The 21645-nt window shown below is 32.6% G+C and carries 22 protein-coding genes; 15 read left to right on the plus strand and 7 right to left on the minus strand.

Annotated elements, in window-relative coordinates; all coding sequences use genetic code 11:
- Positions 1-43: 43 nt before the first annotated feature.
- Positions 44-1258, minus strand: coding sequence for an MDR family MFS transporter (locus tag FJOH_RS14395; protein WP_012024834.1), 1215 nt, complete (start codon positions 1256-1258; stop codon positions 44-46).
- 97 nt (positions 1259-1355) lie between these two features.
- Between FJOH_RS14395 and FJOH_RS14400 the strand changes: the two genes are divergently transcribed.
- From FJOH_RS14400 to FJOH_RS14420, 5 genes are all read left to right on the plus strand, one after another.
- Positions 1356-1955, plus strand: a complete 600-nt coding sequence (locus FJOH_RS14400) for a DUF1684 domain-containing protein (protein WP_012024835.1) — start codon at positions 1356-1358, stop codon at positions 1953-1955.
- Positions 1955-2608: a TatD family hydrolase gene (locus FJOH_RS14405; protein WP_012024836.1), complete on the plus strand. Its 654-nt coding sequence runs from the start codon at positions 1955-1957 to the stop codon at positions 2606-2608. Before FJOH_RS14400 ends, FJOH_RS14405 begins: the two co-directional genes overlap by 1 nt.
- A 56-nt stretch (positions 2609-2664) precedes the next feature.
- A complete protein-coding gene (locus tag FJOH_RS14410; protein ID WP_012024837.1) occupies positions 2665-3378 on the plus strand; it encodes a tRNA threonylcarbamoyladenosine dehydratase in 714 nt (237 codons plus the stop codon).
- Between the two features lie 140 nt (positions 3379-3518).
- Entirely contained in the window at positions 3519-4181 is a 663-nt protein-coding gene (locus tag FJOH_RS14415; RefSeq protein ID WP_012024838.1) for an HAD family hydrolase, read from the plus strand.
- Between the two features lie 70 nt (positions 4182-4251).
- Positions 4252-5094, plus strand: a complete 843-nt coding sequence (locus FJOH_RS14420; RefSeq protein ID WP_012024839.1) for a DUF2911 domain-containing protein — start codon at positions 4252-4254, stop codon at positions 5092-5094.
- A gap of 89 nt (positions 5095-5183) precedes the next feature.
- On the opposite strand, the gene FJOH_RS14425 is transcribed toward FJOH_RS14420, so the two are convergent.
- Both FJOH_RS14425 and FJOH_RS14430 read right to left on the minus strand, forming a co-directional pair.
- A complete protein-coding gene (locus FJOH_RS14425) occupies positions 5184-5681 on the minus strand; it encodes a GNAT family N-acetyltransferase (protein ID WP_012024840.1) in 498 nt (165 codons plus the stop codon).
- Between the two features lie 64 nt (positions 5682-5745).
- A complete protein-coding gene (locus FJOH_RS14430; RefSeq protein WP_012024841.1) occupies positions 5746-6921 on the minus strand; it encodes a thioredoxin family protein in 1176 nt (391 codons plus the stop codon).
- A gap of 177 nt (positions 6922-7098) precedes the next feature.
- Between FJOH_RS14430 and menD the strand changes: the two genes are divergently transcribed.
- The 8 genes from menD (at position 7099) to FJOH_RS14470 (ending at position 15978) form a co-directional block, all read left to right on the plus strand.
- Complete coding sequence (gene menD / locus FJOH_RS14435; protein WP_012024842.1) at positions 7099-8763, plus strand: 2-succinyl-5-enolpyruvyl-6-hydroxy-3-cyclohexene-1-carboxylic-acid synthase; 1665 nt, start codon at positions 7099-7101, stop codon at positions 8761-8763.
- A 90-nt stretch (positions 8764-8853) separates the two neighbouring features.
- Positions 8854-9195 (plus strand): DUF2853 family protein, encoded by a 342-nt coding sequence (locus FJOH_RS14440; RefSeq protein WP_012024843.1) that lies wholly within the window; start codon positions 8854-8856, stop codon positions 9193-9195.
- 135 nt (positions 9196-9330) lie between these two features.
- A complete protein-coding gene (locus tag FJOH_RS14445) occupies positions 9331-10185 on the plus strand; it encodes a CvfB family protein (protein ID WP_012024844.1) in 855 nt (284 codons plus the stop codon).
- Positions 10186-10904: 719 nt separating this feature from the next.
- Positions 10905-11738 carry a 1,4-dihydroxy-2-naphthoyl-CoA synthase gene (locus FJOH_RS14450; RefSeq protein ID WP_012024845.1) on the plus strand — a complete coding sequence of 278 codons (834 nt, stop codon included), beginning with the start codon at positions 10905-10907 and terminating at the stop codon, positions 11736-11738.
- 166 nt (positions 11739-11904) lie between these two features.
- The gene (gene menA / locus FJOH_RS14455; protein WP_012024846.1) at positions 11905-12867 is read left to right on the plus strand and encodes a 1,4-dihydroxy-2-naphthoate octaprenyltransferase; all 963 of its coding nucleotides are present in this window, start codon (positions 11905-11907) and stop codon (positions 12865-12867) included.
- Positions 12868-12896: 29 nt separating this feature from the next.
- Complete coding sequence (locus FJOH_RS14460) at positions 12897-13574, plus strand: metal-dependent hydrolase (RefSeq protein ID WP_012024847.1); 678 nt, start codon at positions 12897-12899, stop codon at positions 13572-13574.
- A 96-nt stretch (positions 13575-13670) separates the two neighbouring features.
- Entirely contained in the window at positions 13671-14873 is a 1203-nt protein-coding gene (locus FJOH_RS14465; RefSeq protein WP_012024848.1) for a tetratricopeptide repeat protein, read from the plus strand.
- A 37-nt stretch (positions 14874-14910) separates the two neighbouring features.
- Positions 14911-15978 (plus strand): o-succinylbenzoate synthase, encoded by a 1068-nt coding sequence (locus FJOH_RS14470; RefSeq protein ID WP_012024849.1) that lies wholly within the window; start codon positions 14911-14913, stop codon positions 15976-15978.
- Between the two features lie 68 nt (positions 15979-16046).
- Here the strand turns inward: FJOH_RS14470 and FJOH_RS14475 are convergent, their stop codons facing one another.
- Both FJOH_RS14475 and FJOH_RS14480 read right to left on the minus strand, forming a co-directional pair.
- Complete coding sequence (locus FJOH_RS14475) at positions 16047-16601, minus strand: hypothetical protein (RefSeq protein ID WP_012024850.1); 555 nt, start codon at positions 16599-16601, stop codon at positions 16047-16049.
- A gap of 16 nt (positions 16602-16617) precedes the next feature.
- Positions 16618-17529, minus strand: coding sequence for an OmpA family protein (locus FJOH_RS14480; RefSeq protein WP_012024851.1), 912 nt, complete (start codon positions 17527-17529; stop codon positions 16618-16620).
- A gap of 196 nt (positions 17530-17725) precedes the next feature.
- Between FJOH_RS14480 and FJOH_RS14485 the strand changes: the two genes are divergently transcribed.
- Positions 17726-18202: a CYTH domain-containing protein gene (locus FJOH_RS14485; protein WP_012024852.1), complete on the plus strand. Its 477-nt coding sequence runs from the start codon at positions 17726-17728 to the stop codon at positions 18200-18202.
- Positions 18203-18205: 3 nt separating this feature from the next.
- Entirely contained in the window at positions 18206-19174 is a 969-nt protein-coding gene (locus tag FJOH_RS14490; RefSeq protein WP_012024853.1) for a YpdA family putative bacillithiol disulfide reductase, read from the plus strand.
- A gap of 138 nt (positions 19175-19312) precedes the next feature.
- Here the strand turns inward: FJOH_RS14490 and FJOH_RS14495 are convergent, their stop codons facing one another.
- Positions 19313-20881 carry a protein adenylyltransferase SelO gene (locus tag FJOH_RS14495; RefSeq protein WP_012024854.1) on the minus strand — a complete coding sequence of 523 codons (1569 nt, stop codon included), beginning with the start codon at positions 20879-20881 and terminating at the stop codon, positions 19313-19315.
- A 135-nt stretch (positions 20882-21016) separates the two neighbouring features.
- Positions 21017-21550 (minus strand): peptide-methionine (S)-S-oxide reductase MsrA, encoded by a 534-nt coding sequence (gene msrA, locus FJOH_RS14500; protein ID WP_012024855.1) that lies wholly within the window; start codon positions 21548-21550, stop codon positions 21017-21019.
- Positions 21551-21645 lie beyond the last annotated feature (95 nt).

Raw genomic sequence — 21645 nt, forward strand, 5'->3', positions numbered from 1 at the left:
AATGATTTGAATAATAATGATTTATGTAAAAAGTGGAAATTTATTATTTCTTTTCCTGAAGAAGCGCTTTTTTAATCCAGATGCAGCAAAGTGTTGCAAAGATTCCAATACTTGCCATAAAAAGCCAGTTGATCTGGTAACCAAAATCAGAAATGATTTCGAAACCAACCTTAGAACTAATAATGTGTGCAAGACTAAAACTCATCGTATATAATGCCATATAACGACCTTCCTGACCACGTGGGGCACGGCTTAATGCAAAGGCATTAGAAAAAGGAAAAGTAAGGATTTCACCAACAGAAATACAAATCATGCTGATAACGAGAATTCCGCCCCAGATGTTAATCATCAATAAAATGAAACTAAAAGCCATTATAAACGATCCTATAATAATGATTCTGATTTTAGGAAAAGCTTTTCTTTCCATAAAACCAACAGTCGGCATTTCTAAAGCAAAAATCAAAAGTCCGTTTAAAGTCATTAACAGCCCTGTCTGCAGTTCGCTTAAACCGTACTTTTCATTATGATATAAAGGTAAAGTTGTAAAGAGCTGAAAGAAAATCATAGCCGTAACAAAGCTTACAAATAAGAAAACCCAGAATATTTTATCATGAAAAACCGATTTTGTATTAGAAGCACTTTCGGTTTTATCGCCATGATCAGTCTTTTTCTTTTCTTTAACCAGTAAGGCAAAAATGGAAATAGAAAGAATACACGAAGCTCCGTCAACCCAAAACAATCCCGAATATCCCATTCCCATGATAATTAAACCACCAAGAGCAGGACCAGCGGCAAAACCTAAATTAACTGCCAAACGTACTAATGTTAAGGCGCGCGTTCTGTTTTCGGGTTTTGCATAAGCGCCCAAAGAAACAAACATTGCAGGACGAAACATATCTGCAATAGCCATTAAAACAAACATAGCGGCACATAAACCCAAAAAAGTAGTAATGTATTGTACAAGGAACATTGAAATTCCGGTTGTAAACAAACTAAAAATCATGATTTTATAAAACCCAATTTTATCAGAGAGTTTTCCGCCAAGCCAGGAACCCAGCATAGAACCTAAACCAAACGAAACCATAATCCATCCAACCTGATTATAAGAAAAATGAAGATCTTCTTTTAAATATTTAGATAAAAAAGGCAGTACCATTGTACCGGCACGATTTATAAAAGTAATTAAAGTAAGTATCCAAATTTCTCTTGTAAATCCTTTAAAATTATTGATGTAGTGGTTAAAAGCGGTTTTAAGCATTATATTTTAGTGTATTGCTGCAAAGTTAGGAAACTTTGTCACGTACAACGGTTGTTGCTTTGTTACTTTTAAACTATTTTTGCAGAAAATTTTCCAGATGAAAAAAAGTGTTATCCTAGTTTTGTTATTAGCATTTAATTTTGGTTTCTGCCAAATGAAATTCAGTCAGAGTGAAGCAGAAAAATTTCAAAAGCAGATTAACTCAGAATATGCTGATGCTAAGACAAGTCCATTAATGGAAGAAGATTTAAAGACTTTTCAAACTTTAGATTTTTATCCAATTAACGAGAACTTTTTTGTGAATGCAAAGTTTGAAAAAGCAAAAAATGAAAAAGTTTTCGAAATGAAAACTACCGGAGCCAGAACGCCAAAATATATAAAATACGGTACTTTATTTTTTACTTTAAATGGTACCGAAATGCAGTTAAATGTTTACAGAAACATTGAGCTTTCTAAACAAAAAGAATATAAAGACCATTTATTTCTTCCTTTTTCAGATTTAACCTGCGGGAAGGAAAGTTATATTGGCGGCAGATATATCGATTTGAAAATACCAAAAGGAGACACAATCGCTGTCGATTTTAATCAGGCATACAATCCGTATTGCGCTTACAACCATAAATATTCTTGTCCGCTAGTTCCTCTTGAAAATGATTTGAAAGTAGAAATTAAAGCAGGAGTAAAGACTTTTCATTAATGGAATTCTTTAATTTTCATACACATCAATTTACAAATCAATCTAATATACTAGAATTGGTAAATCAATATCCGCAGGAATTTGATGAATCGATTCCGTTTTATTCAATCGGAATTCATCCGTGGTATATTAAAGAAGATCAAATTGATTTAGAACTGAAAATTATTGAAGATAAACTGCAAGCCGAAAATTGCCTGGCTGTTGGTGAATGCGGTTTAGATAAACGAATCGAAATTCCGTTAGAACAGCAGATTATAGTTTTTGAAAAACAATTGGCTCTAGCCGAAAAATATAAGAAACCTGTAGTAATTCATTGTGTTGCTGCTTTTCAGGAAATTAAGGCAATTAAAAAGAAATTAAAAATTTCTGTTCCAATGATCATTCACGGTTTTTCTAAAAATAAACAACTTGCAGAACAATTAATTAAAGATGGATTTTATCTTTCGTTTGGGAAATATCTATTAAAGAATCCCGATTTAAAAATCGTTTTTGAGAGTGTTCCAAACGATCGTTTCTTTTTAGAAACCGATACAATTGAAGAAGATATCCAGCAGGTTTATAATATAGCATCAGAATATAAAAACATAACAATAAAAGAATTACAGGATATTATTTCAAGTAATTGTAAAATTGTATTTGAAAGTAAAATGTGAAAGGTTTTTGATCTGAAACTTGAAACAAATAAAAATAAAACAACAAAAAATATAATATGGCAGAGTGGACAGAAAGAGCCGAGCTTTTATTTACAAAAGAAGGATTAGAAAATTTGCGTAATGCAAATGTATTAGTAGTAGGTTTAGGCGGTGTTGGATCGTTTGCAGCTGAGTTTTTGGCAAGAGCCGGAGTAGGGAACATGACAATAGTAGATGGTGATGTTGTTGATATTACCAACATTAACAGACAATTGCCTGCTTTGCATTCTACAGTTGGCGAACCAAAAATTAAAATTGTCGGTGATCGTCTAAGGGATATTAATCCGGAACTAAAACTAACCCGCGTTCAGGAATTTTTATCGCCGGAAAGAGCTTTTGAAATCGTTTCTCCAGAATTTGATTATGTATTAGATTGTATTGACAGTATTACACCAAAATTGAATTTAATTATTGCTGCAAAACGCAAAAGAGTTAAAATTATCAGCAGCATGGGAGCAGGAGGGAAAATGCTGGCTTCTAAAGTAAAAGTGGCTGATATTTCGAAAACTATAAACTGTTATTTTTCTAAAACAATTCGTAAACGTTTAAAAGCAGTAAATATCAATAAATTAAAAGTTGTTTTTTCATCAGAAATTCAAAACGAGAAGAGTTTAAAATTAACTGACGGGAAAAACTTCAAAAAATCGTTCTACGGAACAAACAGCTATATGCCGGGATTATTTGGACTTCATGCAGCTGAAACGGTAATTCGTTATTTGATCAATAAATAAGAGATTAAGGTACTAAGATTCTCAGCTGCTAAGGCTTTTGAATTTTAGTATCTTAAAAAATAAAAACTTTATAAGAGTTTAATCTCAAGCAATAAACCTTAGAATCTTAGTCCCTCAGAACCTTAGTACCTTTAAAAAAAATGATTAAAACAGTAATTTTTGATATGGACGGCGTAATTGTCGATACAGAACCCGTTCATCGTTATGCATACTACAAACAATTTTCAGAATTAAATATTGAGGTTCCTGAGGAAATGTACACTTCATTTACAGGATTCTCGACCCGAAATACTTTTCAAACCTTAAAAGGACATTTTCCGACAATTGAGCATGAGGTTGAAGATTTAATTCAAAGAAAAAGAAACCTTTTTAACGATGCTTTTGACACAAAAGAAGATTTATATCTATTAGAAGGTGTCGAAGATTTGATAAAAGATTTATATACAAACGGAATTCAATTGATTCTGGCTTCGTCGGCTTCAAAAGTTACAATCGAACGTGTATTTACAAGATTTAATCTGCATCAGTATTTTTCGCATATTGTAAGCGGAGAAGATTTTCCGCAGTCAAAACCAAATCCTGCTATTTTTATTCACGCAGCTTCATTATCAATTGCGCCAAAAGAAGAATGTATTATAATCGAAGACAGCACAAATGGGGTAAAAGCAGCAAAAGGCGCCGGAATTTATTGTGTGGGTTATAACAGTAATCATTCGTATATGCAGGATCTTTCTGATGCTGATATGATTATCAATCATTTTAACGAATTAAATGCCGAAAAAATATCACAGCTTAAAGCTTGAATTATATAAAATTTAACATTTGTTAGGTAATTGAATTCGTAATTTTGAAAAAAAACAAATAAACTCTATAATGAAAAAAATACTTATTGCATTAGCTGTTATTTTGGCTCCCTTTGCTGCAGAAGCTCAGGTTAAAACACCGCAGGCGAGTCCAAAAGCATACATCAAACAAACAGTTGGTTTAACCGACGTTGAAGTTACCTATTCAAGACCAGGTGCCAGAGGAAGAGCCGTTTTTGGTAATTTAGTTCCGTTTGGTAAACTTTGGAGAACTGGAGCAAACGAAAATACGATCATTAATTTTAGTGATGATGTTGTAATTGATGGTAAGACTTTAAAGAAAGGTAAATATGCAATTTATACTATTCCTAAAATCGAAAGCTGGGAAGTTATCTTTTATCTTTCTACAGACAACTGGGGACTTCCTGAAAACTGGAACGATCAGTATGTTGTTTTAAGAACTACTGTAAAAGAAGATGCATTACCAACACCAGTTGAGACTTTCACAATTGGAATTAATGGCTTAGATCCAAACTATGCTTATTTAGAAATGGCTTGGGAAAACTCTCATGTAGCTTTAAAATTTGAAGTGCCGACAGCTAAAACTGCTGTAGCAAGTATCGAGAAAACATTAGCAGGACCAACTTGGAATGATTATTACGCATCTGCTCAGTATTTATTTTCTTCAAACGGAAATATCGAAACAGCAAGAACTTATGTTGATAAAGCTTTAGATATGAGCACTGAAAAGCCATATTATGTTACAAGATTAAAATCGTTAATCCAGGCAAAACAAGGCGATAAAAAAGGAGCAGTTGAAACTGCAAAAGCTTCTTTAGCCGCAGCAGAAGCCGCAAACAATCAGGATTACGTAAAAATGAATAAAGACAGTATCTCTGAGTGGAGCAGATAAGGTTTTAATCTCAATATTAAAAAAATCCAAATTCCAAAGACTTACGAGTTTTGGAATTTGGATTTTTTATTTAGATTAATTTCTTCAGATTATTTCAAGATTAGCTGCATAAAAACAAGATCAAGCCAATGATCGAATTTATAACCAACTTCACGAATAGTTCCGGTTTCCACAAAACCAAACTTTTCATGAAAAGCAATGCTTCCTGCATTATCAGCGTCGATAGCACCTATCATAACGTGATAACCCTGCTCTTTTGCCAGGCGGATTAATTCGGATAATAATTTTGATCCTACGCCTTTTCCAATCACATTATCAACTACATAAACAGAATGTTCTACAGTATATTGATAACCAATTTTTTCTCTAAATTGGCCGTAACTTCCAAAACCAAGAACTTCGCCGTCTAAATCGGCTACTACGATAGGAAGGTTTTTGGCTTTTTTATCTTCAAACCATTTTGTTTGCACCTCAATAGTTTGAATATCATAACTGTAATTTGCTGTTGTATGCAGAATAGAATGATTAACAATTTCAAGGATTTTCCCTAAATCATTTACAGTCGCAGGTCTAAGTATAACGCTCATTGTTTTGGTTGTTTTGAAAATTCACGTCATTAAAAAACCGTGAAATTCGTGTGTGCTTTTTTGTTTATTTTGAATTTAATTCGGCGAGTAAAGCATCGACATCTTTTGTATTCCAGCCCATTTCTTTACCAATTGCCTTAGCATCTTTGGCATATTTTAATGCCGATTTTTTATCTTTAATTTTATTATAAAGTTTAGAAACTAATAAAGTTCCATCATAAGAATCATTTAGCTCTAAAGAATGCTGTACCCATGAAATTGACTTTTTTAAACTTTCTTTATCATCAATATGTTTCAGGTAAGTCTGACCTATTTCTTTTAAGAAACTGGCATCGTTCCAAGCCAGTTTTTCAGTATCTTCAAGTGTAACTTTTTTGTAGAAATTCCATTTTTCAGTTCGTTCAGCCAGCGTCAAATCATATTTAAAAACAATAGAATCTGTTTTTTGTAATTTGATAGATTTGGCAACTTCTCTCTGTTTGTAATAATTTATAGTGTCTAAATTATCAACTAACGGACGAAGCAATTCATTTACAATACTTTCTATTTTTCTGTCAACTCGATTTTGCGAAGCCACAGCAACAAATTCTTTTTGATGTTTTAAAACATATTGAAATTCTCTCGAATTAATATCAGTAACACCATTAGCAATTACACGCCAGTTAGTTTCGCTTATTAATTGTTCATCAGACTTTGTCTGCAGATAAATATGTGTCGGAATTGATAATTCAGTTCTGTCTTTTCCTTTCTTTAAAGTATTCAAATAATTAAAAAACTTTGTGGCATTGCCAGTGTCAGCCAAAAAATCTTTTTCTAAATTAGGCAGTTGAAATTTTGGATTTAATGCATAACCTGCTTCGGCTAAAAACTCCGGGGTTTTCATTTCTCCTTTTAAAGCATACAAAAGCGTTTCATTTGAGTCTAAGAATAAAAACGATGGGAGAGAAGTCGTTTTGAACTTGTTTTTAAGAGCTATTCCTTCTTCTTTTTCGATATTTTTCCAGACACACACATAATTCTTATTCAAAAAATCCATCACTTTTTGATCGCTGAAAACTTCTTTTTTCATTTGATTACAATGCGGACACCAATCAGCATACAACATAACAAAAACAGGTTTGCCTTCCGTTTTGGCATTTTCTAATGCTGTTTTGTATGATATTCCTTCAACAGAAAATTGATTTTGTGCTTGTACGGCTTGTAGTGAAACAAAAAGAAAAAGTAAATATAAAAAACGCATAAGGTGTTTATTTTAGTAGAGAAAATTCTGTTTTACAAATATATTCTCTTTTTCTAAAAACAGTCTTAATATCTTCCTAATATATAAGTTAAATGAGACACGAAGTTTGTAACTTTGTAATTGCAAAAGGAAATTTTTAAGTACTAAATTTTCTCAAAATATTATACACCATTTAGAATGATTTACCCCAAAATAGCGCTTGCACAAAGCATTATCGAAATTTGTTCAGCAAAAGGAATTTACAATATAATAATTTCTCCAGGTTCGCGAAACGCACCTTTGACTATTGGTTTCGCACAAAATCCAAATTTTAAATGTTACAGTATTGCCGATGAACGATGCGCTGCATTTTTTGCTTTAGGAATTGCACAGCAAACCCAAAAGCCAGCTGCAGTAGTTTGTACATCCGGATCTGCATTGCTAAACTATTATCCGGCTGTGGCCGAAGCTTTTTACAGTCAGATACCTTTAATTGTAATTTCAGCAGACCGCCCGCAGAGTAAAATTGATATTGGAGACGGACAAACCATTCGTCAGGAAAATGTCTTTTTAAATCATTCTGTTTTTAATGCCAATTTAACCGAAGATGCTTCTGTAGAAAATGATTTAAAAATTAATAAAGCTATAGAAACCGCTATTCTTCAAAAAGGTCCGGTTCATATTAATGCACCTTTTGAAGAACCTTTATACCAAACAGTTTCAGAACTTTCGGTTGAGCCTAAAATTACCAATCTGGAAGAATTCCTCGAAACAAAAATCATCGAAAACGAAGATGAAATTGTTTCAATCTGGAACTCATCCAAAAGAAAATTAATCCTTATTGGAGGAATAAACGAAGCCAATTCGATCGATGATGCCGTTTTAGAAAACTTTGCCAAAGATCCGTCTATTGTGGTACTTACAGAAACAACATCAAATCTGCATCACCCAAGTTTTATTAACAGCATCGACAGCTTAATTACACCTTTTGATGATTCAGATTTTAAAGAATTGGAGCCGGAAGTCTTAATTACTTTTGGAGGTATGATAGTATCAAAACGAATTAAAGCTTTTCTGCGAAAATATAAACCTGTACATCACTGGCATATAGATACATTACGTGCTTATGATACATTCAATGCTTTAAGTAAACATTTTGTAATGGAACCCAATGATTTTTTCAAAAATCTGCTTCCAAAAACAGAATTTGTTACCAGTAAATATTTTTCAAAAATTGATAAAATTTACGATTTAAGAAAAATCAAAAAGAAGCAATATTTGTCTAAAATTGGTTTCTCTGATTTTAAAGTATTTGAAAAAGTAATTGAATCACTTCCAAAAAACAGTCAGCTGCAAATCAGTAACAGTTCAGCCATTCGATATGCACAATTAATTGAAATTGATCCTTCAATAGAGGTTTTCTGTAACAGAGGAACAAGCGGTATAGACGGAAGTACTTCGACTGCTGTTGGTGCAGCTGTTGGAAGTGGTAAACCAAATGTATTTATTACCGGAGATATCAGCTTTTTGTACGACAGCAATGCTTTATGGAACTCTTATATACCTAAGAATTTCAAAATTATATTGATTAATAATGGAGGAGGGGGAATCTTTAGAATTTTGCCTGGGCATCAGGAAAAACCTGTTTTTAATACTTATTTTGAAACTTCGCATCATTTAACAGCAGAGCATTTGGCTAAAATGTACCAATGCAGTTATTTTAAAGCAGATGATTTATCTTCTTTAAATGAAAATTTAGAATTACTATACAATTCTAATGAAGCACCCGGAATTTTAGAAGTCTTTACCCCAACTTTTGAAAATGATGTTATTCTAAAACAATACTTTAAAGAGCTTACATAATTATTTGTAAGTTAAATATTGTTAAAAATTTGTTTCTGCTTCTAATATTATTTAGATTTGGTTTTATATAACCAATAATTAAATTTATATATGAGCAAAAGAGAAGAGTTAATTAAAAAGTATGCGGCAGACCTAAAAGATAAATGCGGAGTTACTCCTAATATGGATTTGCTGACAAAAGTAACAATTGGATGCGGGCCGTCTATTTATAATGCTGATGCATCAACAGTAGCAGGAACTCAAGATTCTGAGTTGCATACCGTTAAAAATAATTTTCTTATTAAGAAATTAGGTCTGGCAGACACTCCGGCTTTAGATGAAGCTATTCATTTGGCTTTACAAAAATATGGTACAGCAAATAAACATAAATACAGAGTAGTTATTTACTATTTATTGACAATACATTTTAAAAAAGAAAGTGTTTACAAATAAAAATTAAAGCGTCATTTTTGACGCTTTTTTCTTTTTTATAAGATTTAATCTGGAACATTTTCTATTTGCCATTTTCAAACTTCGTACATTTGCACTTTAGAAATTCAGCTGTTAACAGCTTAGAACCTTATTATAATGCTTGAAATAGGAAAATACAACACACTTACTATATTACGTGATACCAAAGTTGGTTTGTTTTTAGGAAAACCTGAAATAGATCCAGAAGGAAATTACGATGTTTTACTTCCAAATAAATACGTTCCAAATGAATTTGAAATAGGCGAAGAACTTGTCGTTTTTGTTTATCTGGATCATGAGCAGCGTCCGGTTGCCACAACACTTGAACCTTACATTTTTCTGAATGAATTTGCGCTTTTGAGAGTAAATTATATCAATCAGGTTGGTGCTTTTATGGATTGGGGAATGGAAAAAGATATTCTGGTTCCGTTTAAAGAGCAGGCACGTCCTATGGAAAAAGGAAAACGTTACCTGGTATATTTATATTTAGACGAAAAAACAAACCGTTTAGTTGCTTCAAGTAAAACCAATCAGTTTTTAAATAACGACCATTTAACAGTAGAAAAAGGCGAAGAAGTTGACTTAATTGTATCGCATATTACTGAGCTTGGGATAAATGTAATCATTAACGAAAAACACAAAGGACTTTTATACAAAGATGAAGTTTATGATGATTCGATAAGAACCGGTGACAGAATGCGCGGTTATATTAAAAACATTCGTCCTGACAATAAAATAGACGTTGCACTTCAAGTTCAGGGATATCAAAGTATTGAACCAAATGCAGAAAAAATATTAGATGAATTAAGAGCAAACAGAGGATTCTTACGCCTAAATGATGATTCTCATCCAGAAGACATTAAAACGGTATTAAAAATGAGTAAAAAGACTTTTAAAAAGGCTATAGGAGCTTTATATAAAGAAAAACTCATTGAAATTAAGGAAGATGGAATTTATCTTGTAAAAGAATAAAGTTCAATTAATATATAATAACAAGAAAGGCTGCTCATTACAAGCAGCCTTTCCCTTTTTATTCTAGTTTTAAAAAAAATTGTAATTAAAAAAAAACAGAAATAAAATAAATTCGAATTCATCTCATAAGTAACAGCTTTACGAATTTTAGAAATTACTCTGAAATGGTATGTCTTTAAACGATCAAAACGTTTATATCAAAAGCAAAAATTTAATTTCACGGCTAATCCATTTGGTTTAATAAAATAACTTTTAGAAAGTTTTAGTTAGCATTTTTTCCTCTTTTCGTAATCAATTTTTATACTAATTACAAAACAATTCTAGCGTTTAACCTTAGGTGCTACTTTCTCCTTTTTGAAGTTTCAACAAACGAATAAATCATTTGCTCATTATTAACAGGTTTACTAATTAAAACCGTAAAAAAATGAGCGACAAATTTTTTAAATTTTCTCAAAAAAATCATTTTTTAGGTTAATAAATCAGTGAAAGAAAATCAATCTTATATCAACAAAACAACTCGTATCTCGTTGATTTCTAGGGTGTAAAATTACTCATTATTTTTCTAAACTAATGTTAAAAAGTGTTATTTTTTAAATGACTGCACCAATTCTTAACATTGAAACCGTTATTAATGCTGACTAAAACGAAAATCAATAGGTTAAAATGTAAAAAATGCTTTATTTTTACACTATAATTTTTTAAAATAAAAACAAATAGAAATGGATTGGATTACTGCCAGAGAATTTGAAGATATAACCTATAAAAAATGTAACGGAGTTGCCAGAATTGCTTTTAACAGACCAAATGTTAGAAATGCTTTCAGACCCAAAACAACTTCAGAATTATACCAGGCTTTTTACGATGCTCAAGAAGATACTTCAATTGGAGTAGTTTTATTGTCTGCAGAAGGTCCATCGACAAAAGATGGTGTTTACTCATTTTGCAGCGGAGGTGACCAAAACGCACGTGGTCATCAGGGATATGTTGGCGATGACGGACAGCATCGTTTAAATATTTTAGAAGTACAGCGATTAATACGCTTTATGCCAAAAGTGGTTATTGCTGTTGTTCCGGGCTGGGCAGTTGGCGGCGGACATAGTTTACATGTAGTTTGCGATATGACTTTGGCAAGTAAAGAACACGCTATTTTTAAACAGACAGATGCTGATGTTACAAGTTTTGATGGCGGCTACGGATCGGCTTATCTTGCTAAAATGGTGGGACAGAAAAAAGCACGTGAAATCTTCTTTTTAGGACGTAATTATTCTGCTCAGGAAGCTTTTGAAATGGGAATGGTTAATGCTGTAATTCCGCATGATGAATTAGAAGCAACTGCTTATGAATGGGCACAGGAAATTCTACAAAAGTCACCAACTTCTATAAAAATGCTGAAATTCGCCATGAATTTAACTGACGACGGAATGGTAGGACAGCAGGTTTTTGCCGGCGAAGCGACTCGTTTGGCTTATATGACTGAAGAAGCAAAAGAAGGAAGAAATGCCTTTTTAGAAAAAAGAAAACCAAACTTTGGAGAAAATAAATGGTTACCATAAATAGTTTGAATTTTAGATTGCAGCTTCTAGATTTTTTGAATTTAAAACTGACATCTAAACTTTAGATTAAAAAACAATATTATCATTTAGATTACAGATTTTAGATTTTTAAAATTAAAAGAATCCAAAAATCTAAACTCTAAATTCAAAAATCTAAAATTAAAACATGAAACACTGGATTGAAGCCGCAAGACTGCGCACATTGCCATTATCAGTTTCCGGAATTATAGTTGGAAGTATTTATGCACTTTCAAATCCAACAGAAACAATCAATACACCAACTGAAGTTTTCAGCTGGAAAATTTTTGGTTTCGCACTTTTAACAACACTTGGTTTACAGGTTTTATCCAATTTTGCCAACGACTACGGCGATGGTGTAAAAGGCACAGATAATGCTGACCGAGTAGGGCCGCAGCGCGCTATTCAAAGTGGTATTATTACACCGCAGGCTATGAAAAAAGCCATAATACTAACTTCTGTATTGACTTTATTATCAGCAGTTATTTTGATTTATTTTGCCTTTGGAAAAGACAATTTCGGCTATTCGATATTTTTTCTTTTACTGGGAATTGCTGCTATTATCTCAGCTATTCGTTACACTGTTGGAAACTCAGCTTACGGATATAAAGGATTTGGAGACTTATTTGTTTTTATTTTCTTTGGTCTGGTTAGTACTTTAGGGGTTAATTTTTTATACGCCAAAGAAGTTGATCCTTTGTTAATTCTTCCGGCAGTTTCAATAGGTTTATTAAGCGTAGGTGTTTTAAACCTAAACAATATGCGCGACGAAGAATCTGACCGAAAATCAGGTAAAAACACAATTGTAGTGCAAATGGGCGGTGCAAAAGCAAAAAAATACCATTATTTTTTAATTGTTACAGCAATGCTTTTAATGGTAATTTTTGCCATTTTGAGCGATTATCGTTTCGATCAGTATTTGTTTTTAGTTGCTTATATTCCTTTAACTAAACATTTAATTACAGTTTATAAAAACCAAAATCCAAAGCTTTTAGATCCTGAATTAAAAAAACTGGCGCTAAGTACATTTTTGCTTTCTATACTATTAACTGTCTGCATGATTTCATTAATAGCAGATATTTTTGTTAATCTTTTCTTAGGCGGAAGATAAAAATCAAGTTCAATTTAAAATTAAAAAAAATGAAAATAACATTCTACGGACACGCCTCTTTAGCGATTGAAGTTGGAGGAAAACACATTATTGTCGATCCTTTTATTACAGGAAATCCACAAGCGGCAGCTATCGATATAAATACATTAAAAGCTGATTATATTTTATTGACTCACGCACATGGCGATCATGTTTTAGATGTTGAAACAATTGCAAAAAATACAAATGCAGTTATTGTTTCAAATGCTGAAATTACAAGCTATTATGCTAAAAAAGGCTTTAATTCACATCCAATGAATCATGGCGGAAGCTGGAAATTCGATTTTGGAAAAGTAAAATACGTTAATGCAATTCACTCAAGTTCTTTCCCTGACGGAACATACGGAGGAAATCCTGGAGGATTTGTTATCGAAGGCGAACATAAAAACATTTACATCGCAGGCGATACAGCGCTTACGTATGACATGAAATTGATTCCGCTTAGAACAAAATTAGATTTAGCTATTCTTCCAATTGGAAATAATTTTACAATGGATGTAGAAGATGCTATTATCGCATCAGACTTTATAGAGTGCGATAAAATCTTAGGATATCACTTTGATACTTTTGGCTATATCGAAATCAATCACGAAGAATCAATTAAAAAATTCTTTGACAAAGGAAAAGATTTGATGCTTTTAGCAATTGGTGAATCTATAGAATTATAATAGTATACATATCGCTTTATAAGAAAGATATTCTCATTTTGTCATTGCTTATGAATGGCAGAATGAGAATAAAAATAAATAGCTATCATTCAGGTTATGAATTTCAAAAGAATATTTTTAATCCTATTAATCGCTTCGGCGTACAATTCTTTTGCTCAAAAAGATGGTTATTGGGATAAAGAGCGTGCCACAACAAAAGAAATTTTAGTTTCTGCCGGAGATCGTATTGTTGTAAAAACAGAAGATCTGCCAGTAGGAACAACTGAAATTGTTTACAGAATTACACTTCTGGATAAAAACCAGCAAATGGCCAATAGTCTGGTTTCTCTTCTAAAATCAATTCCCGATCCATACGGAATTGGACAAGGCTCTGCAGGAGCTGTTTTTTTAATGTCTAATATTTCCGGAGACGATCAATGCACTTATTCGCTTTTTACTTCCAGCGAAAACACTAAAAAATATATAACTGACGGTAAAGTTGATAATGCCTGTTTTTCGCAAAAAGAACCAGTAAGCAAAGACGCAAAACGTATTTCATTAGATAAAAATTCTTGTTTAAAAGAAAATACAAAAGCAATTTGGTTTGGTTTTGAAAGCAAAAACTGGTTTTTAAGCCAAAAAGTAGTTTTAGAAGTTGTGCCGTGGGTTGATGTAAAATTAAACAGAGGCTGGAATCAGGATAACAAAAATGAAATTATCAGTCTTTGCAAAACCTCTACAATGGCACAGAAAATGGCCAATTCTGATGATTTTTGTGTTTGTATTTTAGAGAAAATCATGAAACAATATCGTTATTCTGAATTTCAAAAACTACTTGCCGTTGAAAAAACAAAAGTCTATAAGGACTTTGGAAATGTATGTTATAAAGATGCCGACATTTCTAAAAACGTGTATAACGATTTAAGAAATCAGGTTTCAGGTTTAATAAAACAGCAAAAATACAATGAAGCAATTCCAAAATTGGGTACTATTATCAACGATGGAAAAGCTACAGCATTAGATTACAATTCAATTGGTTACTGCTATATTCTAACCAAACAATATGCAAAAGCATTAAAATTTCTGCAAGAAGGTGAAAAGTTAGACGAAACAGAATTACTTATAAAATTGAATTTGGCACACGTTTATTTGGTGAGTCATAATTACAGCGATGCCAAAGCAATCTATAAAAAATATCAAAATCAAAACGTTACTGACAGCATGAGCTGGAAAGACAAAACAAAATCTGATTTTACTATTTTTGAAAAAGCGGGTTTACCTTCAAAAGACTTCGAAAAAGTTTTAAAACTATACAACTAAGCAGCTAAGAAACTTAGTATCTCAGCATCTAAAAAAAATGAAAGCGACTTACTACAAATATATGCTGGAGTTTAAACGTCCGTCTGGCACGTCTCGAGGCATTATGACCGAAAAAGAAACCTGGTTTATTATTCTCGAAGAAAATGGTAAAAAAGGAATAGGCGAGTGTGGTATTCTCCGCAGTTTAAGTGCTGATGACCGTGACGATTATGAAGAAAAACTAAAGTGGACCTGCGAAAATATTCATTTAGGTGAAAAAGCACTTTGGGAATCTTTAATGGAATTTCCATCGATTCAATTTGGAGTCGAAATGGCTTTTTTATCTCTTAAAAGTGAAAATCCATTTTTACTTTTTCCTTCTGATTTTACAAACAATTCAAAATCAATTGTAATAAATGGCTTGGTCTGGATGGGGGAGCCGGCTTTTATGAAAGAACAAATTGAAGAAAAATTAGCCGCAGGTTTTAACTGTATTAAACTTAAAATCGGGGCAATTGATTTTCAAAAAGAACTAGAATTATTAGCTTTTATCCGCAGTCATTTTTCTGCCGAAGAAATCGAAATTCGTGTAGATGCAAATGGTGCTTTTGCTTTAAATGAAGCTTTAGATAAATTAAACCAATTATATAAATTTCAGCTGCATAGTATAGAACAGCCAATTAAAAAAGGAAACATCCAGGCAATGGCTGATTTATGTAAAATTACTCCTTTTCCAATAGCTTTGGATGAAGAATTAATCGGTATATTTTCATTCAAAGACAAAGAAAAATTATTGCAGGAAATCATGCCACAGTATATTATTTTAAAACCAAGTTTTATTGGTGGTTTTAGAGGAACGCTGGAATGGATTACATTGGCAGAAAAATACAATATTGGCTGGTGGATAACTTCTGCATTAGAGAGCAATATAGGTTTAAATGCCATTGCACAATGGACTCATACTCTAAATTCTAAAATACCTCAAGGACTTGGAACCGGAGCACTTTATACCAATAATTTTGATTGTCCGCTTGAAGTCTCAAAAGGCCAGTTATGGTACAGCGAATCTCAAAAATGGGATTCGGAAATTTTAAAAAAGGTGCAGAGTAACAAAGGTGCAGAGTAACAAAGGTGCAGAGTAACAAATGTACAACAATTGAACCTTTGCCACTCTGCACCTCTGAACCTTTTTTTTTACTCTTTCCCTCCAAGAAGGCTTTCCTGCCAATCTTTTAATTCCTGCCATTTTCCTTCAAAAGCTAACAAAGCTTGTCTTGCCCATGTGCTGGGATTATGAATAGCGTAATTTTCACCTCCTGCATTTAAAATTGACTGTAGTTTTTCTGTTGAAGACTGTGATAGGTCATACCAGGTTTTAATTCCTGATTCATTCAATAAAGCTTCTATTTTTGGCCCAATTCCTTCCACAATTTTTAAATCATCTTGTTTAATTTTTTTACCTAAAATGCCGGCAGCCAAAGAACTGTCAAAAACAGCTGTTGGAAGATCAGCTACAAATGATTTAGGTATTGAAGCAGAAGCTTTAGCATGTGCAGCGGCTAAATCTGCTTCTAAAGAAGAAATTTTTGCGTTTAAATTCTTTGTGTTTGCTTTACAGGCATCTAAATCTGCTTGTAAAGATGCTGCAAGAGAGTCATCTCCTTTAGAATTCAATTTTCCAAGCAGGTAACCTAAAATCCCACAGATTAAACCCACTATAATTGGTATTAAGATACATGGTAAATTCATAATAGTATATTTTTAATTATTTGATTGTAATTACGGTTCTTCGATTACTTGCTTTTCCTTCGGCAGTTGTATTATCACCCGCTGGTTCGTCAGGACCTTTTGATTCAGTTTCGATTCTCGAAGCTTCAATACCGTTTTTAATTAAATAGTTTTTAGTAAAATCAGCTCGTTTTTGTGCGAGAACAATATTTAATTCTCTATTTCCCACATTATCGCTGTGTCCGACAATTAAAACAGAAGCATTTTTTACATTTTCTAAATATTTAGAAATGTCAGATACTTTCTGTTTTTCATCATTAGTTAAATTAAAACTGGATTTATTAGTATTGAAATGAAGCGTAAGCGGATCTGCATTAATTTTATCTTTTAAAGCTGACCATTCATCAGTAACCGCAGAAGTTGTATCGGCAGTCTCAAATTTGTATTCAACAGGTCCAATTAATGTATCAGCATTTGTTTCCCAGCTGTTTATGATTTTTCCTTCAGTATCTAATTGAGAAGATGCTAACCCTTTGGAAACAAAGTAATTCTTAACATCATTTGCCCTTGCCAGACCAAGATTTTCAAATTTGGTAGTATTCGTTTCATCAGATGTTGCGTAACCTGTAATTGTTACTTTTTGTTTAGGATTTGAAACTAAAAAAGTTTTAAGATTTTCAATTCCAATTGAAATTGAGTCACTTATTGGCTGAATCAGGGCAGAATTATTTTTTAAGAATTTAAAATTATCATTTGTTTGATATTCAAATCCGGAGCCATTCAGTACAAAAGGGACAAAATTTTCGTTCTTAATTACCGTTGGAGGTGTTTTTTCGGGACCAGCCTTCGGTTCGGTCACAGCGCAATTGCAGCAAAACTTTATGTACAAAAAAGTACCTAAAATTATGGTGAGAGCAATGCCTAATAGGTAAAGTGCTTTTTTAGACATAGGTAAATAAATTAAGATTCAACCAAATTTAACGAAAATTAAAACATGCAACATGTTAATAATCAAGCAAATTGGTTGCATTTTACACTTGTAAAAGTTTAAATTGAAACCAATTAAAAAATTTAGATTTTATTAAACCCAATATTCTGACTGAATTAAATTGAGTAACTTGCAGTAAAATAAATTTAGAATAAAAATGCTCGAAATAGAAAGAAAGTTTCTTGTAAAATCCGATGATTTTAAAGAACAGGCATTTGCAAAAAATAATATTGCACAAGGTTACTTGAGTTCAGTTCCGGAAAGAACCGTTCGTGTTAGAATTAAAGGCGAAAAAGCTTATTTAACGATAAAAGGAATTGGACATCAAGGCGGTATGTCGCGTTTTGAATGGGAAAATCAAATTCCGCTGGATGAAGCTGCTGAGTTATTAAAATTATGCGAAAAAGGCAAAATTGAAAAAACGCGTTATGAAATTAAATCGGGAAATCATATTTACGAAGTAGATGAATTTTATGGAGAAAATGAAGGTTTAATTATGGCAGAAATTGAACTGCAGTCTGAAACAGAAAATTTCGAAAAACCTGACTGGCTGGGCGAAGAAGTTACAAATGATGAAAGATATTACAATGCTTATTTGAGTAAAAATCCATTTAAAAACTGGAGAAAAGAATAATTTATGACAGATCAATATGATTTAATTATTGTGGGAGGCGGACCAATTGGGCTGGCCTGCGCAATTGAAGCTCAAAAGAAAAACTTACGATATTTAATTATAGAAAAAGGAGCCATTGTAAATAGTATTTTCAACTATCCGTTGTACATGACTTTTTTTTCAACTGCCGAAAGACTTGAAATTGGTGATATTCCGTTTAATTGCTTAGCGCCAAAACCAGGACGTCAGGAAGCTTTAGAATATTACCGAAATATTCATCGTTATTTTAATTTCAATATTAATTTATTTGAAAAAGTAACCGAGATAAAAAAAGTCGAAAATGCTCTTTTTGTGGTTTCGACAGATAAAAGTTTGTATCAGTCTAAAAATGTAATCATTGCTACAGGATTTTATGATATTCCAATTTTAATGAATGTAAAAGGGGAGGAATTACCAAAAGTCCGCCATTATTATAAAGAAGCACATGAATATGCTTTTAGAAATGTTTTGGTTGTTGGCGCCAATAATTCGTCTGTAGATGCGGCTTTGGAATGCTGGAGAAAAGGTGCAAATGTAACAATGGTAATTCGTAAAAACGAAATCAACAGCAGAGTAAAATATTGGGTTAAACCCGATGTTGAAAACCGAATTGCGGAAGGAAGCATTAAAGCGTATTTTGAATCAAATATTACTGAAATCCGTGATAATGAAGTTGAAATTGAAACTCCAAACGGAAAAGTTACTATTGAAAATGATTTTGTTTTAGCTTTAACAGGATACAAACCAGATTTAAATTTTCTTGAAAATATTGGAATTCAGCTTTCTAACGATGAATTGAAAATTCCAGCTTATAATCCTGAAACGATGGAAACAAATGTAGAAGGATTATTTCTCGCAGGTGTTGTGTGCGGCGGTATGCAGACGCATAAATGGTTCATTGAAAATTCAAGAATCCACGCAAATATGATTATGGATTACATAACTACAAAATAATAGCTGCGAATTATAGTATGTATTTTTTATACAATGTCAGTTCGAGCGAAGACGAGAACAAACAAGCATCTCGACTTCGCTCGGTATGACAACCTTTTATAATTAGTAAAAAAATAGTGTAATTTGTGCTAATAAAACTTAGGAACTGCAAGAAAGCATTGAACAGCCAACTTTAGATGTTGCCCAGTCTGGTCGTTTGGCAAACCATTTTTGGTATTCCGGCTGTTCGTCATACGGTTTTTGCAGTAAAGTATAAAGTTCATTTACCAACGAATAATCTTCTTTATCAGCAGCATCAATAGCTAATTGCGCCATATAATTTCGAAGTACATATTTCGGATTAATTAAGTTCATTTTTTGTAAACGTACTTCATCTGATAATACTTCTGCATTTAATCTATCAAGATATACAGAGAACCATTTCTTCCAGGCATCTAAAATTTCTCCTGAAACTTCTTCAATTTTATAAAAAGCAAATTGAATTTTTTCAATAGCTTTTTCAACTGAATCTGTTTTTTTGACAGAACTTAAATTTCTAAAAAAGATAGTCATATCAGTTTCTGTTAATTGTAAAACAGCTTCCAGATTATCGATTAAATCATTATCAGTTTCTGTTGAAGTAAAGAGCCCTAATTTGTTTAGAAACATTTCTTTATAATCTAAAATAAAATCATCCATAAATGATTCTAAGATTTTTTCTAATCCTTCGGTTTCATTAATTAAAGGATAAATAGCATTTGCCAATTGGTATAAATTCCAATGTGCAACTTGCGGCTGATTTCCAAAACGATATCTCTTGTTCTGGCTGTCTGTCGTATTTGGAGTCCAGTTTGGATCGTAATTTTCAAGCCAGCCATAAGGTCCGTAATCAATTGTAATTCCGTGAACCGACATATTATCAGTATTCATAACACCATGAACGAAACCAACTCGCTGCCAATGCAAAATCATTTCGCGTGTCGTATCAGCCACTTTTTTAAAGAATTGTAAATACTGCTCTTTGGGTTCGCCTGTAATTTCAGGGAAATAATGTTTGATGGTATATTCTACAAACTGTTTTAAATTTTTAAGCTCATTTCGGGCAGCCAGCATTTCAAAACTTCCAAAGCGAATAAACGAAGGAGCAACGCGGCAAACAACAGCACCTTTTTCATAGGCAGGATTACCATTATATAAAATATCACGCAAAACCTGATCTCCGGAAAGTATTAATGAAAGTGATCGGGTTGTGGGAACACCTAAATGATACATCGCTTCGGCGCATAAATATTCTCGTATCGAAGAACGCAAGACAGCTAAACCGTCAGCAGTTCTGGAATAGGGAGTCTTTCCTGCGCCTTTTAATTGAAGCGTATAAAATGTATTGTTATTTTCAACTTCAGTTAAATTGATTGCGCGGCCGTCTCCTAACTGTCCTGCCCAATTACCAAACTGATGTCCGGCATAACACATTGCATAAGGCTGCGTTTCAGGAAGAATTTCTTTTCCTGAAAAAACATTCAAAAATTCTTCAGAATGGATTTCTTCTTTTGAAATACCAACTAATGCCGCTGTTTCTTCAGAAGCGTGAATTAGTTTTGGATTTGAAGGTTTTGTTGGATTTACATACGAAAACGCCGTATTCTTCACCTGACGAGTTTCATTCGTTAAGTCAGGATCTGCAGGTAATTCGGCAGTAAATCGATTATTTATTTTTAAATTTTTCATTTGAGTTTTTGTTCAGCCCACAGATCAGACAGGTTAAAAACTGATCAAACGGATCTATTTAAATCTATAATCTGTCTTTTATTTGCATAAAAAAAAGAAATCCGTTTAATCTGTGTAATCTGTGGTCTATTCTTTTTAGCTGATCAATTTATCAGCGTACATTTTTTTTAGTTTTTGAACCTTTGGATCGATTACAAACTGGCAGTAACCAGCTTCCTGATTGTTATTGTAATAGTTTTGATGATAATCTTCGGCTTCATAAAACACTTCAAACGGTTTTAACTGCGTTACAATTTGATCAGCATAAACTGGCTGTACTTCTTCAAATACTTTTTCAGCAATTTCTTTTTGTGCTTCATCATGATATAAAATGATAGAGCGGTATTGCGTTCCGCTGTCGCCTCCCTGACGATTTAAAGTTGTAGGGTCGTGGCTTGTCATAAAAACAGTAAGCAAATCATGATATGAAATTATGTCAGAGTCAAACGTAACCTGAATAACTTCTGCATGTCCCGTTCTTCCTGTGCATACCTCACGATACGCCGGATTTTTTATAAAGCCGTCTGAATAACCAGATTTTATTATTTCAACTCCTTTTAAACGCTGAATTACAGCTTCTACACACCAAAAACATCCACCACCAAAAGTGGCTGTTGATAAATTTCCCATAAATGTAATGTTTAAGTTTACATGCCCTATTAATCCGATAGAATATTGTGATAATTTATCTAAAAAACATCCTTTTAACTAAAGATACCAAAAGT

This window comes from Flavobacterium johnsoniae UW101 (assembly GCF_000016645.1).
GTDB classification, from domain to species: domain Bacteria; phylum Bacteroidota; class Bacteroidia; order Flavobacteriales; family Flavobacteriaceae; genus Flavobacterium; species Flavobacterium johnsoniae.

What these genes read in the sequence shown, in the direction of transcription:
- FJOH_RS14395 (WP_012024834.1), bottom strand. Translation starts at nt 1,258, where the DNA reads ATGCTTAAAACCGCTTTTAACCACTACATCAATAATTTTAAAGGATTT.
- FJOH_RS14400 (WP_012024835.1), top strand. Translation starts at nt 1,356, where the DNA reads ATGAAAAAAAGTGTTATCCTAGTTTTGTTATTAGCATTTAATTTTGGT.
- FJOH_RS14405 (WP_012024836.1), top strand. Translation starts at nt 1,955, where the DNA reads ATGGAATTCTTTAATTTTCATACACATCAATTTACAAATCAATCTAAT.
- FJOH_RS14410 (WP_012024837.1), top strand. Translation starts at nt 2,665, where the DNA reads ATGGCAGAGTGGACAGAAAGAGCCGAGCTTTTATTTACAAAAGAAGGA.
- FJOH_RS14415 (WP_012024838.1), top strand. Translation starts at nt 3,519, where the DNA reads ATGATTAAAACAGTAATTTTTGATATGGACGGCGTAATTGTCGATACA.
- FJOH_RS14420 (WP_012024839.1), top strand. Translation starts at nt 4,252, where the DNA reads ATGAAAAAAATACTTATTGCATTAGCTGTTATTTTGGCTCCCTTTGCT.
- FJOH_RS14425 (WP_012024840.1), bottom strand. Translation starts at nt 5,681, where the DNA reads ATGAGCGTTATACTTAGACCTGCGACTGTAAATGATTTAGGGAAAATC.
- FJOH_RS14430 (WP_012024841.1), bottom strand. Translation starts at nt 6,921, where the DNA reads ATGCGTTTTTTATATTTACTTTTTCTTTTTGTTTCACTACAAGCCGTA.
- menD (WP_012024842.1), top strand. Translation starts at nt 7,099, where the DNA reads ATGATTTACCCCAAAATAGCGCTTGCACAAAGCATTATCGAAATTTGT.
- FJOH_RS14440 (WP_012024843.1), top strand. Translation starts at nt 8,854, where the DNA reads ATGAGCAAAAGAGAAGAGTTAATTAAAAAGTATGCGGCAGACCTAAAA.
- FJOH_RS14445 (WP_012024844.1), top strand. Translation starts at nt 9,331, where the DNA reads ATGCTTGAAATAGGAAAATACAACACACTTACTATATTACGTGATACC.
- FJOH_RS14450 (WP_012024845.1), top strand. Translation starts at nt 10,905, where the DNA reads ATGGATTGGATTACTGCCAGAGAATTTGAAGATATAACCTATAAAAAA.
- menA (WP_012024846.1), top strand. Translation starts at nt 11,905, where the DNA reads ATGAAACACTGGATTGAAGCCGCAAGACTGCGCACATTGCCATTATCA.
- FJOH_RS14460 (WP_012024847.1), top strand. Translation starts at nt 12,897, where the DNA reads ATGAAAATAACATTCTACGGACACGCCTCTTTAGCGATTGAAGTTGGA.
- FJOH_RS14465 (WP_012024848.1), top strand. Translation starts at nt 13,671, where the DNA reads ATGAATTTCAAAAGAATATTTTTAATCCTATTAATCGCTTCGGCGTAC.
- FJOH_RS14470 (WP_012024849.1), top strand. Translation starts at nt 14,911, where the DNA reads ATGAAAGCGACTTACTACAAATATATGCTGGAGTTTAAACGTCCGTCT.
- FJOH_RS14475 (WP_012024850.1), bottom strand. Translation starts at nt 16,601, where the DNA reads ATGAATTTACCATGTATCTTAATACCAATTATAGTGGGTTTAATCTGT.
- FJOH_RS14480 (WP_012024851.1), bottom strand. Translation starts at nt 17,529, where the DNA reads ATGTCTAAAAAAGCACTTTACCTATTAGGCATTGCTCTCACCATAATT.
- FJOH_RS14485 (WP_012024852.1), top strand. Translation starts at nt 17,726, where the DNA reads ATGCTCGAAATAGAAAGAAAGTTTCTTGTAAAATCCGATGATTTTAAA.
- FJOH_RS14490 (WP_012024853.1), top strand. Translation starts at nt 18,206, where the DNA reads ATGACAGATCAATATGATTTAATTATTGTGGGAGGCGGACCAATTGGG.
- FJOH_RS14495 (WP_012024854.1), bottom strand. Translation starts at nt 20,881, where the DNA reads ATGAAAAATTTAAAAATAAATAATCGATTTACTGCCGAATTACCTGCA.
- msrA (WP_012024855.1), bottom strand. Translation starts at nt 21,550, where the DNA reads ATGGGAAATTTATCAACAGCCACTTTTGGTGGTGGATGTTTTTGGTGT.